Source organism: Delftia sp. WSY_12, assembly GCF_043104645.1.
Lineage (GTDB): Bacteria > Pseudomonadota > Gammaproteobacteria > Burkholderiales > Burkholderiaceae_C > Comamonas > Comamonas tsuruhatensis.
Map to the genome: position 1 here is coordinate 1 of NZ_JBICKW010000003.1, position 16,555 is coordinate 16,555.

The 16,555-nt window shown below is 67.2% G+C and carries 16 protein-coding genes; 1 reads left to right on the forward strand and 15 read right to left on the reverse strand.

Features of this window, described 5'->3' with window-relative positions; genetic code table 11:
• Positions 1 to 150 precede the first annotated feature (150 nt).
• From ACF8LI_RS00285 to ACF8LI_RS00325, 9 genes are all read right to left on the reverse strand, one after another.
• Positions 151 to 1,125, reverse strand: coding sequence for a nitronate monooxygenase family protein (locus ACF8LI_RS00285; RefSeq protein ID WP_013804143.1), 975 nt, complete (start codon positions 1,123 to 1,125; stop codon positions 151 to 153).
• Positions 1,126 to 1,132: 7 nt separating this feature from the next.
• On the reverse strand, positions 1,133 to 2,146 hold the full coding sequence (locus tag ACF8LI_RS00290) for a Bug family tripartite tricarboxylate transporter substrate binding protein (RefSeq protein WP_392411603.1): 1,014 nt from the start codon (positions 2,144 to 2,146) through the stop codon (positions 1,133 to 1,135).
• Positions 2,147 to 2,211: 65 nt separating this feature from the next.
• Positions 2,212 to 3,231, reverse strand: coding sequence for a tripartite tricarboxylate transporter substrate binding protein (locus ACF8LI_RS00295; protein WP_016450303.1), 1,020 nt, complete (start codon positions 3,229 to 3,231; stop codon positions 2,212 to 2,214).
• 118 nt (positions 3,232 to 3,349) lie between these two features.
• Positions 3,350 to 4,606: a CaiB/BaiF CoA-transferase family protein gene (locus ACF8LI_RS00300; protein WP_016451775.1), complete on the reverse strand. Its 1,257-nt coding sequence runs from the start codon at positions 4,604 to 4,606 to the stop codon at positions 3,350 to 3,352.
• 42 nt (positions 4,607 to 4,648) lie between these two features.
• Complete coding sequence (locus tag ACF8LI_RS00305) at positions 4,649 to 5,449, reverse strand: oxepin-CoA hydrolase, alternative type (RefSeq protein ID WP_013804147.1); 801 nt, start codon at positions 5,447 to 5,449, stop codon at positions 4,649 to 4,651.
• A gap of 16 nt (positions 5,450 to 5,465) precedes the next feature.
• A complete protein-coding gene (locus ACF8LI_RS00310) occupies positions 5,466 to 6,602 on the reverse strand; it encodes an acyl-CoA dehydrogenase family protein (RefSeq protein ID WP_046240841.1) in 1,137 nt (378 codons plus the stop codon).
• Positions 6,603 to 6,622: 20 nt separating this feature from the next.
• Positions 6,623 to 7,819, reverse strand: a complete 1,197-nt coding sequence (locus tag ACF8LI_RS00315; RefSeq protein WP_016450299.1) for an acyl-CoA dehydrogenase family protein — start codon at positions 7,817 to 7,819, stop codon at positions 6,623 to 6,625.
• 10 nt (positions 7,820 to 7,829) lie between these two features.
• Entirely contained in the window at positions 7,830 to 9,026 is a 1,197-nt protein-coding gene (locus ACF8LI_RS00320) for an acetyl-CoA C-acyltransferase (RefSeq protein ID WP_012203324.1), read from the reverse strand.
• A 172-nt stretch (positions 9,027 to 9,198) separates the two neighbouring features.
• On the reverse strand, positions 9,199 to 11,328 hold the full coding sequence (locus tag ACF8LI_RS00325; RefSeq protein ID WP_392411607.1) for a 3-hydroxyacyl-CoA dehydrogenase NAD-binding domain-containing protein: 2,130 nt from the start codon (positions 11,326 to 11,328) through the stop codon (positions 9,199 to 9,201).
• A 289-nt stretch (positions 11,329 to 11,617) separates the two neighbouring features.
• Here ACF8LI_RS00325 and ACF8LI_RS00330 point away from each other — a divergent pair, with 289 nt between their 5' ends.
• Complete coding sequence (locus tag ACF8LI_RS00330; protein WP_267178189.1) at positions 11,618 to 12,529, forward strand: LysR family transcriptional regulator; 912 nt, start codon at positions 11,618 to 11,620, stop codon at positions 12,527 to 12,529.
• A gap of 1 nt (position 12,530) precedes the next feature.
• Here ACF8LI_RS00330 and ACF8LI_RS00335 read toward each other — a convergent pair whose 3' ends face one another.
• The 6 genes from ACF8LI_RS00335 to ACF8LI_RS00360 all read right to left on the reverse strand — a co-directional run bounded on the left by ACF8LI_RS00335 (position 12,531) and on the right by ACF8LI_RS00360 (position 16,530).
• A complete protein-coding gene (locus ACF8LI_RS00335) occupies positions 12,531 to 12,890 on the reverse strand; it encodes a YXWGXW repeat-containing protein (RefSeq protein WP_151020250.1) in 360 nt (119 codons plus the stop codon).
• Between the two features lie 128 nt (positions 12,891 to 13,018).
• Positions 13,019 to 13,444: a type II toxin-antitoxin system VapC family toxin gene (locus ACF8LI_RS00340; RefSeq protein ID WP_392411611.1), complete on the reverse strand. Its 426-nt coding sequence runs from the start codon at positions 13,442 to 13,444 to the stop codon at positions 13,019 to 13,021.
• Positions 13,444 to 13,701 carry a type II toxin-antitoxin system Phd/YefM family antitoxin gene (locus tag ACF8LI_RS00345; RefSeq protein ID WP_034365031.1) on the reverse strand — a complete coding sequence of 86 codons (258 nt, stop codon included), beginning with the start codon at positions 13,699 to 13,701 and terminating at the stop codon, positions 13,444 to 13,446. Before ACF8LI_RS00345 ends, ACF8LI_RS00340 begins: the two co-directional genes overlap by 1 nt.
• Positions 13,702 to 13,854: 153 nt before the next feature.
• Entirely contained in the window at positions 13,855 to 14,733 is an 879-nt protein-coding gene (gene htpX, locus ACF8LI_RS00350) for a protease HtpX (RefSeq protein WP_013804154.1), read from the reverse strand.
• An 82-nt stretch (positions 14,734 to 14,815) separates the two neighbouring features.
• Complete coding sequence (locus tag ACF8LI_RS00355) at positions 14,816 to 15,625, reverse strand: DUF3025 domain-containing protein (protein WP_313282783.1); 810 nt, start codon at positions 15,623 to 15,625, stop codon at positions 14,816 to 14,818.
• Positions 15,622 to 16,530, reverse strand: coding sequence for an NYN domain-containing protein (locus ACF8LI_RS00360; RefSeq protein ID WP_043789946.1), 909 nt, complete (start codon positions 16,528 to 16,530; stop codon positions 15,622 to 15,624). Before ACF8LI_RS00360 ends, ACF8LI_RS00355 begins: the two co-directional genes overlap by 4 nt.
• Between the last annotated feature and the right edge of the window lie 25 nt (positions 16,531 to 16,555).

Genomic DNA, 16,555 nt, shown 5'->3' on the forward strand with positions numbered 1-16,555 from the left:
ACACGTTTGACGGGTACAAGGATTTTCATGAGAAAGCTCTTTCCTGGTTTTGAAGTACGACTTACGCAAGAAGGAACAAGGCAAGCGGCTTGCCATGGGGCGCAGCACGTTGTCGCATCCTGTTTGCGTAAGCCCTGTGAAGATGGGCGGTCAGCGGGCCAGGCCGGCCAACCGCTCGTTGATCAGTGCATGGGCCTGGTCCATGATGCCGGAGATCAGCTGCTGGACCGTGGGCACGTCGTGGATCAGGCCGGCCACCATGCCACAGGACCAGACGCCTGCGTCCATGTCGCCGTCATGCATGATGCGCGGATAGACGCCGGCCACCTCGGGCGCGATGTCGGCAAAGGTGATGGCCGCGCCCAGCTCGCGCTCCTTTTGCAGCAGGCGCTCGGTGGCCGGGTTGGTCAGCACGCGCTCGGTGTTGCGCAGCGGGCGCATGACCAGGCGCGTGTCCAGCTCGCTGGCCGCGACGATGGCCTGCTTGACGTTGTCGTGCACGGGCGCTTCCTGCGTGGCGATGAAGCGCGTGCCCATGTTGATGCCCTCGGCGCCCAGCGCCAGCGCAGCCACCAGCGAGCGGCCGTCGGCCATGCCGCCCGAGGCGACGAAGGGAATCTTCAGTTCTTCGGCCGCGCGCGGCAGCAGGATGAAATTGGGGATGTCGTCCTCGCCCGGATGGCCGCCGCATTCGAAGCCGTCCACGCTGATGGCGTCGCAGCCGATGGCCTCGGCCTTGAGCGCATGGCGCACCGAGGTGCACTTGTGGATGACCTTGATGCCGGCTTCCTTGAGCGCGGGCAGCCATTTCTGCGGGTTGTTGCCCGCCGTCTCCACGACCTTGACGCCACCTTCGATGATGGCCTTGACGTAGCCCGGGTAGTCGGGCGGGTTGACCGAGGGCAGGAAGGTCAGGTTGACGCCGAAGGGCTTGTCCGTCATCTCGCGGCAGCGCGCGATCTCGCGCGCCAGCAGCTCGGGCGTGCGCTGGGTCAGGCCCGTGATCAGCCCCAGGCCGCCCGCGTTGGAGACAGCGGCGGCCAGTTCGGCCAGGCCCACATGGTGCATGCCCCCCTGGATGATGGGGTGCTCGATGCCAAAGAGTTCGGTGATGCGTGTCTTCATGTCGTTGTCACTCCACTGCAATGCCCTTGTCGCGGATCAGCTGGCCCCAGCGCGTGTAGTCCTGCTGGATGCGCTGGCCCAGCTGGGCGGGGTTCTGGTAGGCGGCGATGGCGCCTGCGTTGAGCAGCTTTTCCTGGATGTCCTTGTCGGCCAGGATCTGCTGCACTTCGCTGGCGATGCGGTCGACCACGGCCTTGGGGCTACCCTTGGGCGCCAGCAGGCCGCCCCAGGAGACGGCGTCGTAGCCCTTGATGCCCTGCTCGGCAATGGTCTTGGTGTCGGGCAGCATGGCCACGCGCTGGGGCGATCCCACGGCGATGGCGCGCAGCTTGCCGGCCTGGATGTGGGGCAGCGCGGCCACGAGGTCGGCATACATGATGGGCACCTGGCCGCCGATGGTGTCGGTGATGGCGGGCACGCCGCCCTTGTAGGGCACGTGCTGCATGTCGAAGCCGGCCATCTGCTTGAGCAGCTCCATGCTCAGGTGGCCGAAGCTGCCGGCGCCCGAGCTGGTGTAGTTGAGCGCGACCTTCTGCGCCTTGGCGTGGGCGATCAGGCTCTTGAGGTCGGTGACGTCGGGCAGCAGCGTGGGGTTGACCACGATGACGATGGGCAGGTCATAGACCGTGGCCACGGGCGTGAAGTCCTTGACGGTGTCGTAGCCGGCCTTCTTGTACAGGTGCGGCGCCAGCAGCGTGGGCGTGGCCAGCATCATCAGCGTGTAGCCGTCGGCCGGGCTCTTGGCGACCTGCACGGCCGCGATGGAGCCGGAGGCGCCAGGGCGGTTTTCCACCACCACGGTCTGCTTGAGGCGCTCGCCCAGCTTCTGGCCCACGATGCGCGATGCCGTGTCGGTGGGGCCGCCCGCCGGGAAGGGAACGACCAGCCGCAGCATCTTGCTGGGCCAGCCGGTCTCGGCCAGGGCGCCGCCGGCCAGGCCGGCCAGCAGCGGGGCTGCGGCCAGGGCCAGAACGCTGCGCCGCGTGGGGCGTGCCGGGGATGCGGGATTGCGCGTGTTCATGAAGTCTCCTCTCAAAGCTGTCTCAGCAGTCGTCGGTGGCGGCCCGCTGCCGCGGGCCGGAAAAATCAATCAAGCTTTGCGCCAGCTTCCTCCACCAGCGCCTTCCAGATGGGCATGTCGCGCTGGTAGTTCTCGCGGAAGGCCTGCGGGCTGTTCATCAGCGGCATGAAGCCTGCGCCCACGGTGCGCTCCAGCACCTTGGGGTCCTTGGCGATTTCGCGCAGGTGGCCGTAGAGCTGGTCCACGATCTCCTTGGGCACGCCGGCCGGCGCGCCCATGGCCACCCAGCCGTAGATGGCGTAGGCGTCGTCGGTGACGCCCTGTTCATGGATGGTGGGCAGCTTGGGCAGGATTTCCATGCGCTCCTTGCCGGTGACGCCGATGGCCTTGAGCTTGCCCGAGTCGATGAAGGGCTTGGTGTTGAGCGCGCTGGAAAAGCACATCTGCAGCTGGCCGCCGATCAGCTCCTGGATCATGGGCGCCTCGCCCTTGTAGGCGGCGTGGGTCATGTCGGCGTCCATGGTCTTGCTCATGTAGGCACCGGCCAGGTGGGCATACGAGCCCACGCCCCAGGAGCCGTACGAGAGCTTGCCCTTGTTGGCCTTCACGTAGGCCAGCAGTTCCTTCATGTTGTTGGCCGGCACCGAGGGATGGACCACCAGGGTGACGGGCGCCGCCGCGATCTGGGTGACCAGGGCGATGTCCTTTTGCGGGTTGTAGGGCAGCTTGGTGTAGAGGAACTGGTTGATCAGCATGGAGGTGCTGAGCGAGACCAGCAGGGTGTGGCCGTCGGCGGGCGCCTTGACCACGGCGTCCGTGCCCAGGATGCCGGCCGCGCCCGCGCGGTTGTCGATGACCACGGGCTGGCCCACGCGCCTGGCCAGGGCCTCGCCGATGGTGCGCGCAATGATGTCGGTGGCGCCGCCCGCGTTGAAGGGCACGACCACGCGGATGGGCTTGGTGGGCCACGCTGCCGGCTTGCCGGCCTGTGCGAGGGCGCTGGTGGCGCCCGTGGCCAGCAGGCTGGTGCCGCCGATGGCGGCCAGCCCTTGAAGAATGTCGCGGCGTGTGACTTGGTTGCTCATGGCTTTGTCTCCTGGGTGTTGCTGTCTATGGGTGCCGTCTTGGTGCGGCATGCAAACCTGGCGGGTCGGGAGCCGGGCATCAATGGCCCCCGTGGAATCAGTCGCGTGATCGGTCCTCTTATCCCTGTTGCGCGGGGGTCTCGGGCAGGGTCAGCACGCCCTTGGACTGCAGCTGCTGCAGCTGCTCGTCGCTCAGGCTCAGCAGCCGGTGCAGCACCTCGCGCGTGCCCTCGCCCAGCGTGGGCGGTGCATGGCGGATGGGCAGGCGCTGGCCGTCCAGGCGGTAGGGCGGCGCGAACACGGGCGTGGTGCCGACCACGGGGTGGGGCATGTCACGCAGCAGGCCGCCACGGCGCGTGCGCTCGCTGGTCAGGGCCTCGTGCAGGCCGGCCACACGGCCGCAGGGGATGCCGGCGGCCGTCAGGCGCTCCAGCAGCAGATCGCGCGGGAAGGAGCGGATCAGTTCCTTGAGCATGGGGCCCAGCTCCAGGCGGTTCTTGGCGCGGTTGACGTTGGTGGAGAAACGCTCGTCCTCGACGATGTCGGGGCGCATCACCACCTGGCGGCAGAACTTGTCGAACTGGGCGTTGTTGCCCACGGCGATGATCAGCGGGCCGTCGGCCGCCTCATACATGCCGTAGGGAACGATGGAGGGGTGGGCATTGCCATAGCGCTCGGGGTCATGGCCGAGCTGCATGGCGTCCAGGCCGTAGTAGCCGGTGATCATGATCCCGCTGTCGTACAGCGCCATCTCGATGAGGCGGCCCTTGCCCGTGCGCTCGCGGCGGAACAGCGCGGCCAGGATGGCCTGGGCCGCGTACATGCCGGTCATGAGATCGACCACGGCCACGCCGAACTTGAGCGGCGGCGTGCCGGCCTCGCCGTTGAGCGCCATGAGGCCGGCCTCGCCCTGGATGACCAGGTCGTAGCCGGGGCGCTTGGCCTCGGGGCCGCTGCTGTCATAGCCGGCCACGGCGCAGTAGATGATGCCGGGCTTGATGGCCTTGAGCTGTTCGTAGCCCAGGCCCAGCTTCTCGGCGCCGCCGGTCTTGAAGTTGTGGATGACCACGTCGAACTGGGGCAGCAGGTCGTGGACGATCTTCACGCCCTCGGGGGTCTGCAGGTCCAGCGTGATGGACCGCTTGTTGCGGTTCATGCTGTTGTAGTAGGTGGTCTCGGTCTTGCCGATGCGCAGGCCCCAGTCGCGCGTGTCGTCGCCGCGGCCCGGGTGCTCGACCTTGACCACTTCGGCGCCGAAGTCGGCCAGCACCATGCCGCACAGCGGCCCCGCGAACACGCGCGAGAGGTCGAGCACGCGCACACCCTCCAGCGGGAAGTCGATGTCCTGGTTCTGATCGTTGTGGCTGTCGGCCATGTGCGTTGTCTCCTTGGAAAGTCTTTTAGGTCTTGAGCGGTTTCAGCCGCGCAGCTTGGTGAAGTCGGCAGCGCGCTTTTCGAGGAAGGCGCCAATGCCTTCGCGCGATTCCTCGCTCTCCTGCGAGCGCACCATGTACTGCGCCTCCAGCTCCAGCTGCTCTTCCAGCGTGTTGCGCGGCGCCTGGCGGCACAGGTCCTTGATCAGGGCCATGGCCTGGTCGGGGCCGGTGGCCACCTGGGCGGCCAGCGCCACGGCGTCGGCCTGGGCCTGGCCCGGTTCGGACAGGCGGTTGACGGGGCCCAGGGCATGCAGGCGCTCGCCGCTGATGCGCTCGCCGGTCAGGCACAGCTCGGTCAGCACCTGGCGCGAGACGAACTCGGCCAGGAAAGCGGTGGCGCCGCCATCGGGCGTGAGGCCGACCTTGACGTAGGCGACCGAGAACACGGCGTTCTTCGCCGCCACCAGCATGTCGCAGGCCAGGGCCAGCGACAGGCCCGCGCCGGCCGCCGCGCCTTCGACGGCGGCGATCACGGGCTTGGGAAAGTCGCGCACGCTGCGGATCAGGTCATGCAGGCCTTCGAGCTTGGCACGTCGCTCCTGCACCGGCAGCTCGCGGCGCTTGGCCAGCTGGCGCAGGTCGCCGCCCGCGCAGAAGTGGCCGCCCTCGCCCGTGAGCACCACGGCGCCCACGGTGGGGTCGGTCGCCGCGCTCTTGAGCGCCGCCGAGACGGCCGCGTAGAACTCGGGCGACAGCGCATTGCGCGCGGCCACGTTGTTGTTGGACAGCACCAGCACGGCGCCTTCGCGGCGGGTCAGCAGGACTTGGTTCGCTTCGGTCATGGCGGCTTTCCTTGGCTCAGTGTTGCGAGCCGAGTGCGATGTAACGCGACAGGTGGTGGTCCTCGTCGCCGAACTGGTGGTCGATCATGACCAGGCGCTTGGCGTAGTGGGCCAGGGGCAGTTCCCAGGTCATGCCGATGCCGCCATGCATCTGGATGCTTTCCTCGGCCACCAGGGTGCCGATGCGGCCGATGCTGTACTTGGCGGCCGACAGGGCCTTCTCGCGCGCCACGCGGTCTTCGTCCGCAATGGCGGCGGCCGCGTTGATCACGGCCGAGCGCGCCTGCTCCACTTCCAGCAGCAGGTCGGCCATGCGGTGCTGCAGGGCCTGGAAGCTGCCGATGGGCACGCCGAACTGCTTGCGCGTGCGCAGGTACTCCAGCGTCTGGTCCTTGGCCACGTCCATGGCGCCCACGGCCTCGGCGGTCAGCGCCAGCACGGCGTAGCCGCTGATACGTTCCAGCAGGGACAGGCCCCGGCCTTCTTCGCCCAGCAGGGCGTCTGCGCCGACCTGCACCTTGTCCAGCACCAGCTCGGCCGCGCGGCCGCCCTCGATGCGGTTGTAGCCGCGCTTTTGGATGCCTGCGGCATTGCCGGGGACCAGGAACAGGCTGATGCCGGCCTCGTCGTACTGGCTGCCCGAGGTGCGGGCCGAGACCAGCAGCAGGTCGGCCTTCTCGCCGAAGGCGACCACGCCCTTGGCACCGTTCAGCACCCAGCCGTCGCCGCTGCGCACGGCCGTGGTGGCGACGTTGTTGAGCTCGTAGTGGCTGCCGGGCTCGTCATGGGCCAGGGCCGCAATGGACGTGCCGCCGATGATGGCTGCCAGCTGTTCCTTTTGCGCATCGCTGCCGGCCGCGATCAGGGCCTGGCCCACGACCAGGGCGCCCAGCAGCGGCTCGGCCACCAGGCCGCGGCCCAGGCATTCGAAGACCACGCTGATGTCGAAGCCCTGGCCGCCGAAGCCGCCAGCGTCTTCCGGGAACAGCGCGCCGATAGCGCCGATGTCCGCGAACTGCCCGTACAGCAGCGGGCTGTGGCCTTCCTCGCCATAGGCGACGTGGTTGCGCGCCTCGATGGCGTACTGCTCGGAGACGAAGCGGTTGAGGCTGTCCGCCAGCATGCGGCGGTCTTCGGTGTGTTCGAAGTTCATGTTCCGTTTTCCTTGCCGGATCAGAGGCCGAGGATCATCTTGGAGATGATGTTCTTCTGGATTTCGTTGGAGCCGCCGAAGATCGACAGCTTGCGGTAGTTGAAGTACGCGGCGGCGGCCGTGGCGGCAGCCGCGTCGCCGATGGCGGGCTGGTCGTAGCCGGCCTGCAGGGCCTCTTCGATGAAGGGCGCGGCGTAGGGGCCCATGGCGCGGCGCACCAGGGACAGGATTTCCTGGCGGATCTCGGTGCCGCGGATCTTGAGCATGGAGCTTTCGGCGCCCGGCACGCCGCCGCCGGCCACGGCGGCGATCACGCGCAGGTTGGTGGTCTTCATGTTCTCCAGGTCGATCTCGACCTTGGCCAGGCGGGCCGCGAACAGCGGGTCCTGCGTCAGCGGCTTGCCATTGCGCAGCATGCGGCCGGCGACGGCCTTGAGCTTTTCCAGGCCGGCCACCGAGAAGCCCACGCCCGCGATGTTGGTGCGCTCGTAGGTCAGCAGGTACTTGGCGTAGGTCCAGCCCTTGTTCTCTTCGCCGACCAGGTTTTCCACGGGCACCCTGACGTCGGTGAAGAAGACTTCGTTGACCTCGTGCTCGCCGTCCAGCGTGATGATGGGGCGCACTTCCACGCCGGGCGAGTTCATGTCCACCAGCAGGAAGCTGATGCCCTGCTGCGCCTTGGCCTCGCGGTTGGTGCGCACCAGGCAGAAGATCATGTTGGCGTGCTGGCCCAGCGTGGTCCAGGTCTTCTGCCCGTTGACGATGTAGTGATCTCCATCGCGCACGGCAGACGTCTTGACCGAGGCCAGGTCCGAGCCCGAACCCGGCTCCGAATAGCCCTGGCACCACCAGTCGGCGCCATTGAGGATGCGCGGCAGCCAGTGGGCCTTCTGCGCCTCGTTGCCGTACTTGATCAGGACGGGGCCCAGCATGCTCAGCCCGAAGGGCACGATGCGCGGCGTGCCTGCCAGCGCGCATTCATGCTCGAAGATGAATTTCTGCACCGCGCTCCAGCCCGGGCCGCCGTGCTGCTCGGGCCAGTGGTTGGCCAGCCAGCCGCGCTCGTTGAGGATGGCGTGCCAGCGCTCCATGTCCTGCTTGGTCAGCTGCAGGCCGTTCTTGACCTTGTGCGACAGGTCCTCGGGCAGCTTGTCCTTGAGGAAGCCGCGAACCTCGTCGCGGAAGGCCAGTTCTTCAGTCGTAAATTGCAAATCCATTGCTGTGTCCTCAATAAATTTCGAACAGGCCTGCGGCGCCCATGCCACCAGCGATGCACATGGTGACCACGCCCCACTTGACTGACGCGTCCCGGGCCTTGCGGCGCCGGCCTTCCAGCAGGATGTGGCCGGCCAGGCGCGCACCCGTCATGCCGAAGGGATGGCCGATGGAGATGGCGCCGCCGTTGACGTTCAGGCGCTCGTTGGGAATGCCCAGCTTGCGCTGGCAGTACAGGGCCTGTGAGGCGAAGGCCTCGTTGAGTTCCCACAGGTCGATGTCCTCGACCTTGAGGCCGTGGCGCGCCAGCAGCTTGGGGACCGCGAAGACGGGGCCGATGCCCATTTCGTCAGGCTCGCAGCCGGCCACGGCAAAGCCGCGGAAGGCGCCCAGCGGGGACAGGCCCAGGCGCTCGGCCTGCCTGGCTTCCATCAGCACGCAGGCCGACGATCCATCGGACAGCTGCGAGGCATTGCCAGCCGTGATGAACTGGTCCGGGCCCTTGACGGGTTCCAGCTTGGCCAGGCCTTCCAACGTGGTGGAGGCGCGGTTGCAGTTGTCCTTGGTGGCGACCACGTCGCGGTAGGTGATCTCGCCCGTGTCCTTGTTCTTCTCGGCCATGCGCGTGGCGCAGGCAATGATTTCGTCCTTGAACAGGTCGGCGGCCTGGGCGGCGGCCGTGCGCTGCTGGCTTTGCAGCGAGAAGGCGTCCTGGTCCTCGCGGCTGATGCCGTAGCGGCGCGCCACGATGTCGGCCGTGTCGATCATGGCCATGTACAGCGCGGGCTTGTGCTCGACCAGCCAGGGGTCCATGTCGGTGGGCAGGTTGTTGCCGGGGCGGATGCCCGAGATGGTCTCGATGCCGCCGGCCAGCATGGCGTCCACGCCCTCGGCCACGATGCGGCCCGCCGCGATGGCGATGGACTGCAGGCCCGAGGCGCAAAAGCGCGTGATGGTCGTGCCCGCGATGGACAGGGGCAGCTCGGCGCGCAGCACGGTCTGGCGGCCCAGGTTGCGGCCCTGGAAGCCGTCGGGGTTGCCGCAGCCCAGGATCAGGTCCTCGATCATGGCCGGGTCGATGCCCGAGCGCTCGACCGCGGCCTTGACCGAGAAGGCCGCCAGCTGGGCGGCGGGCGTGACGTTGAACTCGCCGCGGTGCGACTTGGTCAGGGGCGTGCGGGCAGTGGAAACGATGACGGCTTCGCGCATGGTCGGTCCTTGCTTGTCTCTTGGGAATTTCTATTACTTGTTGCCGGCGCGGCTCAGTCGGGGACACCGAGGAAGGGCCTACGCCGGCCGCGCCACCCCACACCGAGGGTGTCGTCCCCCTCCCGCGTAGCGAGAGAGGGGGAAGCCGCGCAGCGGCTCAGGGGGTGATCAGTTACGCTGCCTTGTTCAGGCTTTCGAAATCGCGGCCTTCGGCGACCAGCTTTTCGAGCAGGGGAGCGGGCTTCCAGAACAGCGCGTCTTCCTTGGCGAATTCGCGGATGTCGGCCAGCACCTTGTCCAGACCTTGCATGTCGGCCCACTTCATGGGGCCGCCACGAAAGCGCGGGAAGCCGTAGCCGGACAGGAAGGTCACGTCCACATCCAGCGGGCGCAGGGCAATGCCCTCCTCCACCACCTTGGCGCCTTCGTTGACCATGGCGGCCATGTAGCGGCGCATGATTTCCTCAGGGGTGAATTGGCGCGGCGTCACGCCCTTCTTGGCGCGCTCGGCATCGACGATGGCCAGCACTTCGGGGTCGGGCTGGCCGACGCGTGCGCCCTGCGGGTAGAGGTAGAAGCCACGGCCCGTCTTCTGGCCGAACCAGCCGCGCTCGCAGACGCGGTCGGCCACTTCGACGTAGCGGGCCTTGGGATCGCCCGATTCCAGTGCCGCCGCGCGCCGCCGCTTGCGCGTGGCCCAGCCGATGTCGCCGCCGGCCAGGTCGGTGACCTGGAACGGGCCCATCGGGTAGCCGAAGCCGCGCACGGCCTCGTCGATCTCGTAGGGGCTGGCGCCGTCTTCCATGATGTAGTCGGCAGCCTGCTTGTAGACGGCCAGGATGCGGTTGCCGATGAAGCCGTCGCAGACGCCGGCGCGCACGGGCACCTTCTTCATGCGCTTGGCCAGCTCGAAGGCCGTGGTCACCACGTCGGGCGCCACCTTGGCGGGCACCACGATCTCCAGCAGCTTCATGATGTTGGCGGGGCTGAAGAAGTGCAGGCCGATCACGTCCTGCGGGCGCGAGGTGGCGGCGGCAATGGCGTCGATGTCCAGGTATGAGGTGTTGGTGGCCAGCACGGCGCCGGGCTTGCAGACGCGGTCCAGTTCCTTGAACACGGCCTTCTTGACTTCGAGGTCCTCGAACACGGCCTCGATCACCAGGTCCACATCCTTGATGTCGTCATAGGAGGTGCTGGGCGTGTAGCGCGCCATGACGGCGGCCTTGGCCTCCTCGGTCATGCGGCCCTTGGCGATCAGGCCGTTGTAGACCTTCTCCACATTGGCCTGGCCGCGCGCGATGGACTCGGCGTCGCGCTCGATCATGGTTACCGTGAGGCCCGCGTCCAGCGCGGACACCGTGATGCCGGCGCCCATGGTGCCGCCGCCGATGACGGCGATCTTGGCAAAGTGGCGCGGCGCAGCGGCCTTGGCTTCGGGAATCTTGGCGGTTTCGCGCTCGGCGAAGAAGGCGTGGATCAGGCCGGCGCGCTGCGGGCTGTTCAGGCACTCCACGAACAGGGCGCGCTCCTTGGCGATGCCTTCGTCGAAGGGCAGCTCCACGGCGGCGCGCACGCATTCCACGATCTTCAGCGGCGAGAACAGGCCGCGGCTCTTCTTGGCGGTGTCGGCGGCCAGCGCGTCGAGTTCGGCCAGCGCGGCGGCCTTGTCGGCAATCTCGATGTCACGCGTGCGGCGCGGCGCGGTATTGGTTGCCAGCAGTTCGTTGGCGTAGGCCAGGCCTGCGGCCGTGGCATCCGTGCCGTCCACCAGCTTGTCCACCAGGCCGGCGGCGAGCGCGGCCTTGGCCGACAGGTGCTTGCCGCTGAGCATGAGGTCGGCGGCCGCCTTCACGCCCATCAGGCGCGGTGCGCGCTGCGTGCCGCCAGCGCCGGGCAGCAGGCCCAGGTTGACTTCGGGCAGGCCGAGCTTGGCAGCCGGCAAAGCCAGGCGATAGTGGGCCGACATGGCCACTTCCAGGCCGCCGCCCAAGGCCGGGCCATGGATGGCGGCGACCACGATCTTGTCGGAGGCTTCGAGACGATTGAGCACCTCGGGCAGCGAGGGCGGCATGGCGGGCTTGCCGAATTCGCGGATGTCTGCTCCGGCGATGAAGGCCTTGCCCTCACCCACGATGAGCACGGCCTTGACGGCGGCATCCGATTCGGCCTGCTCCACGGCGGCCAGCAGGCCGGCGCGCACGGCCTGGCCCAGGGCATTCACGGGGGGGTTGTTGATGCTGACCACCAGCACGGCGCCGTCAAGGCGGGTCTGGACCACGGAAGCCTGGGCTTGTTCGCTCATCTGCATGTCTCCGAACTTGGGTTTTTCACTCAAAACATCCATTCTTGCCACGACAATGGTTCTTTACAATCCCATGAATGATTGACAGACTGTAAAAAAGTATTTGACAGTGTTGAACACCCCCTGAGGCGCTTGCGCGCCTTCCCCCTCTCTGCTTGCTTCGCAAGGGAGGGGACGACAGCCTCGGTGCGGGGCGGCGCGGCCGGCGTAGGCCCTTCCTCGCTGCCCCTGGCTTTGGAGCGCGCCAGTTTCATAGGCTGTGGGCGAAGCAAAGTATCTGGACATTCCTATGGATCTGAACTCGCTGACCCTGCTGGTGGAAATCATCGATAGCGGCAATCTGAGCCAGGCGGCGCGCAAGCTGAAGATGACGCGGGCCAATGTGAGCTATCACCTGACGCAGCTCGAAAAATCGGTGGGGGTGCAGCTGGTGCGGCGCACCACGCGGCGCGTGGAGCCGACCGAGGTGGGAATGCGGATGTACGAGCATGGCCGCGCGATCCAGAACGAGATGATGTCGGCGCGCGAGACGATCACGTCGCTGGGCCAGGGGATGGCAGGGCGCGTGGGGCTGAGCGTGCCCAGCGGCTATGGACAGATCGTGATGAGCGACTGGCTGATCGAGTTCAAGCGGCTGTATCCGGCCATCGTGCTGGATGTGCTGTTCGAGAACCGGGCCGACCATTTGCGCGACGAGGTGGACATCGCCATCCGCGTGATCCAGGAGCCGCCGCTGTCGGTGATTGCGCGCAGCCTGGGCAATGTGCACTACGTGGCCTGCGCCTCACGCGAGTATGCGCAGCAGCACGGCCTGCCCGCCACGCTGTACGAGCTGCGCAACAGCCCGCTGATCACGGCCGGCGTGATGGGCCGCCAGCTGCGCCTGTCGGCCTACCAGGGAACGGACCGCCAGGAGGTGCTGCTGGCGCCGACCATGATCTCCGAGCACTTCCCCTTCCTGCGCCAGGGCATTCTGGCGGGCCTGGGCGTGGGCCTGGTGCCCGACTACGTGGTGCAGGACAAGGTGGCCAGCGGCGAGGTGGTACTGACCCTGCAGGAGTACCGCCTGAGCATCTTCGGCACCCACATGTACCTGCTGTACCTGCCCGACCGCCACCAGACGCGGGCCGTGCGCACCTGCATCGACTTCCTGCTGGCCAAGGCCGGCCAGGGTGGCAGCGCCGACGCCGCCGCCACCTGACTCAGCGGCGATACCAGCCGCCGGGACGCTGGTACCAGCCGCGCGGCCCATGGTCCCAGCGGTGCGGGCGCCAGGCATAGCCGGGATGCGGCGGCGCCGCCCAATAACCAGGACGCCAGGCATAACGGCCGCCACCCCAGCCCCAGGAGCCGCCGATCCAGACATGGACCGGCGAGGGAGCGACCGGAATGACCTCGGTCTGCACCGGCGGCGGCGCCATGGGCGCATAGACCACCTCGCCCGAAGGACCTACGGGATAGGCAGGCGCCACCACGCAGCCGGTCAACGCCACCACAGCGGCAGCCAGGACCAGGGCCGGAACCAGGCGACGGCCCGGCGTTTGAATGAATACAGGCTTCACGATGCACTCCTGGCCGCGCTTAGTACGGCCATGCAGATACAACGAAAAAGCCCCTGCCGGTTGTTGACAGGGGCTTGTGAAGCCTGGGTAAAGATCAAGTCTGGCTGTACGTGGGGTTGAGACGGGCCCTACATCCAAGGGTTCAAGACGCGCACTCCATGAACTTGGAACGGCTCGAAGTCCTTGATGTTGCGGGTGACCACGCACAAGCCATGCACCTTCGCCGTGGCCGCGATCAGGCTGTCGGCCAGCGGCCGCGGCGCAGGCACGTGGTAGGCCGCGTTTTCCATGGCCGCCATCGCATCCACTGGCAGCACACGTCCCTGAAAGGCCGTGAACACGCGTTCCACCAGCCAGCGGCGCAGCACCTGCCCGGCAATCGGGTCTTGCCGGGCTTTCAACTGCACGCCTTTCTCCAGCTCCATCAGCGTGATCGCGCTGATGAAAAGGGACTCGGCCGCGACCGATTGCGCCCAGGCCACAACGCCATCGTTCGCGCGGCCGGACGATGCCTTGCGCAGTTCGGAAACGATGTTGGAGTCCAACAGATACATCAGGACAGGTCCACTGTGCGCGGCAAATCCTTCGCGCGCTCAATGTCGAAATCGATATCGGCGGCCTCGGGCATGGCCAGCAATTGAAGAATGTTCCGAGTCTGCCCCGACAGTTCACGGAATTTCTCAATGCTCATCAGCACGTGGGCAGGTTGCCCCCGGTCCAGGATGTAGACCACGTCGTCACCACTGGCCGCTTTCTTGGCAGCGGAAACATGCTGGTTGAATTCACGGCTGCTGAAGGTCGAAATCTGCATGACGCACCTCCGTCAAAGAAAATGCTTGTACGTTACTACATTCGCATAAATGCAGCACCGGACAAGCATTTCTGATGGGGCTTCGGAAAGCGGAGCCCAGTCGATGACCGGGCCCCACTGGACAGGCTCCAGCGTGTCGAACCTGATCCTGAATCAGAGGTTCTGCGCGTTTTGCAGCGCGGCAATGCGCTCTTCGATCGGCGGGTGGGTCGAGAACAGCTTGCCGATGCCACCGGCAATGCCCATGGCGGCCACGCTCTTGGGCAGCTCGCCGGGGTGCATGCCGCCCAGGCGGGCCAGGGCGTTCATCATGGGCTGCTTGCGGCCCATGAGCTGGGCGGCACCCGCGTCGGCGCGGAATTCGCGCTGGCGCGAGAACCAGGCCACGATGATGGCGGCCAGGAAGCCCAGCACGATGTCCAGCACGATGGTGGTCACGTAGTAGCCGATGCCGGGACCCGAGCTGCTTTCGTCGTTCTTGCGCAGGAAGCTGTCCACGGCATAGCCGATGACGCGCGACAGGAAGACCACGAAGGTGTTCATCACGCCCTGGATCAGGGTCATGGTCACCATGTCGCCATTGGCGATGTGGGCGACCTCGTGGCCGATCACGGCCTCCACCTCTTCGCGCGTCATGCCTTCCAGCAGGCCCGTGGACACGGCCACCAGGGCCGAGTTCTTGAAGGCGCCGGTGGCGAAGGCATTGGGCTCGCCCTCGTAGATGCCGACTTCGGGCATGCCGATGCCGGCACGGTCGGCGAAGCCGCGCACGGTGTTGACGATCCAGGCCTCATCGGCGTTGCGCGGCTCGTTGATCACGTGCACGCCCGAGCTCCACTTGGCCAGCGGCTTGGAGATCAGCAGCGAGATGATGGCGCCGCCAAAGCCCATGATGAAGGCGAAGCCCAGCAGGGCCCCGAGGTTCAGGCCATTGGAGGTCAGGAAGCGGTTGACGCCCAGCAGGCTGGCGACGATGCCCAGCACCACCACGACGGCGACGTTGGTCAATAGAAAAAGTGCGATGCGTTTCATCAGTGGGTTCTCCACAAAGTGGGGAAAGGGGGAAGAATCTGGGCCCTGCAGCGTTGAAAAGTGAGGGCCGCACCGGCTGTTTTCAAGCCGGGTCCTGCGCCGTTGTCATTCCTTGTTGTGATGCTTGTACGGAACGGGGCGCCCGGAACACGAGAGAGTCATCATAGAAGGAAAAGTTCTCGTTTTCGCGCCACCAGCCGGGCACGCCCAGCACCGGCAAGGGCGCAAAAGGCTTGCACGCCAGGGTGTCGGCCTCCAGCCAGATGCTGCCGGCCAGCCAGGCGTCGATGTCCACCGTGGCGGGGCCTGCCGTGGCGCCTGCACCATCCGTGTGCACGCACAGCACATGGGCCGTGATGGGCTTGCGCGGCTGCACCAGCTTTTCCAGCAGCGCATGGCCTATGGGCAGCAGCCTGGCCTGGCGCCATAGTGCGCGCTGCTCCACGAAGAGCTGGTGCCAGCGCCGGTGGCGCAGCGCCTCGCACAGCGCGGCCGGCGCCAGCAGCAGGGCGCCGTTCTCGTCCAGCACGGTGACGGCATCGCGCAGCGGCCCGCGCTGCGCGCCCACGCCCGCCTGGGCAATGGCGCCGGCCTGCAGGGCATTGCAGCGCTGCTTGAGCGCGGGCCAGCGCAGCCAGATCAGGCCGTTGAAGAAGTCATGCAGGTTGTCGCGCGTGGGGATGCAGCGCGTCTCGAAGATGAATTGCTCGTAGGCCATGCCTTCGGGCAGGTCGTGCTGGGGCACAAAGCGCCAGGGCAGCGCCTGTGCGTCGGCCAGTGACTGCAGGGCCTGCCAGACCGGCCGGCCCTGCGCCACCCGCTGGCAGGCCGCCCTGCCCTGCGTTTGCAGCCCCTGCAGCCAGGGCGCATTCCAGTCGATGGGAAACGTCAATTGCCGGACGGCCTGGACTGCGCCTTGGCCAGGCGCTTGTCACGCACGGCCACGCGCGAGGTGCCCTCGTCGCGCATCTCGAAGGCCTGCGTGGCCGCCAGCAGCTTGGTGAGCGTGGCATAGCCGTAGTTGCGCGCATCGAACGAGGCCTTGTTGCCGATCTGCGCGCCCACGGCGCCCACATGGGCCCAGCCGCTTTCGTCCTGCGTGGCGTTGACGGCGCTGCGCAGCATGTTCAGCAGGCGCGTGTCCTGGCGCAGCTCCTGCGAAGGAACGCGCAGGCAGGGGCGCTGCGGCTCGGGAACGGACAAGGAGGCAGGTGCCTGCTCGGCCTGGGCCGGCGCGCGTTCCTTGCCGGCACCGTTGGGCGGCTGGGGCACGGCGGCGGCCGATGCAGCCACGGGCGGCACCGCCGCCTGGCTTGCCTCATGCGCGGCGTCCTGGCCATTGCCGTTGGCGGGCGCCGCCTCGCCCAGCGCTTCCAGGTACAGGAAGCGCGAGCAGGCATTGACGAAGGGTTGGGGTGTCTGCGCCATGCCGAAGCCGTAGACGGCCGCGCCCTTGGAGCGCAGGTGCATCACCAGCGGGGTGAAGTCGGCGTCGGAGGAGACGATGCCGAAGGCGTCGGGCCGCTCGGTGTAGAGCAGCTCCATGGCGTCCACGGTCATCGCCATGTCGGTGGCGTTCTTGTGCTTGGAGTAGTCGAACTGCTGCATCGGCCGCAGTGCGAAATCCAGCAGCTTGCGCTGCCAGCCGCTGAGCGAATGCTTGGTCCAGTTGCCGTAGGCGCGGCGGATGTCGATGACGCCGAAGGTCGACAGCTCGGTCAGGATCTCGTCGATCATCTCGGCCGGCGCGTTGTCGGCGTCGATCAGCAGGGCGATGCGCGGTTGCGGCTCAGGCATGGCAATCCTCTGGCGGGTGGCAGTC

Bases quoted from the DNA above. Each gene is read 5' to 3' on its own strand.
- ACF8LI_RS00285 (WP_013804143.1), bottom strand. From the start codon at position 1,125: ATGAAGACACGCATCACCGAACTCTTTGGCATCGAGCACCCCATCATC.
- ACF8LI_RS00290 (WP_392411603.1), bottom strand. From the start codon at position 2,146: ATGAACACGCGCAATCCCGCATCCCCGGCACGCCCCACGCGGCGCAGC.
- ACF8LI_RS00295 (WP_016450303.1), bottom strand. From the start codon at position 3,231: ATGAGCAACCAAGTCACACGCCGCGACATTCTTCAAGGGCTGGCCGCC.
- ACF8LI_RS00300 (WP_016451775.1), bottom strand. From the start codon at position 4,606: ATGGCCGACAGCCACAACGATCAGAACCAGGACATCGACTTCCCGCTG.
- ACF8LI_RS00305 (WP_013804147.1), bottom strand. From the start codon at position 5,449: ATGACCGAAGCGAACCAAGTCCTGCTGACCCGCCGCGAAGGCGCCGTG.
- ACF8LI_RS00310 (WP_046240841.1), bottom strand. From the start codon at position 6,602: ATGAACTTCGAACACACCGAAGACCGCCGCATGCTGGCGGACAGCCTC.
- ACF8LI_RS00315 (WP_016450299.1), bottom strand. From the start codon at position 7,819: ATGGATTTGCAATTTACGACTGAAGAACTGGCCTTCCGCGACGAGGTT.
- ACF8LI_RS00320 (WP_012203324.1), bottom strand. From the start codon at position 9,026: ATGCGCGAAGCCGTCATCGTTTCCACTGCCCGCACGCCCCTGACCAAG.
- ACF8LI_RS00325 (WP_392411607.1), bottom strand. From the start codon at position 11,328: ATGAGCGAACAAGCCCAGGCTTCCGTGGTCCAGACCCGCCTTGACGGC.
- ACF8LI_RS00330 (WP_267178189.1), top strand. From the start codon at position 11,618: ATGGATCTGAACTCGCTGACCCTGCTGGTGGAAATCATCGATAGCGGC.
- ACF8LI_RS00340 (WP_392411611.1), bottom strand. From the start codon at position 13,444: ATGTATCTGTTGGACTCCAACATCGTTTCCGAACTGCGCAAGGCATCG.
- ACF8LI_RS00345 (WP_034365031.1), bottom strand. From the start codon at position 13,701: ATGCAGATTTCGACCTTCAGCAGCCGTGAATTCAACCAGCATGTTTCC.
- htpX (WP_013804154.1), bottom strand. From the start codon at position 14,733: ATGAAACGCATCGCACTTTTTCTATTGACCAACGTCGCCGTCGTGGTG.
- ACF8LI_RS00360 (WP_043789946.1), bottom strand. From the start codon at position 16,530: ATGCCTGAGCCGCAACCGCGCATCGCCCTGCTGATCGACGCCGACAAC.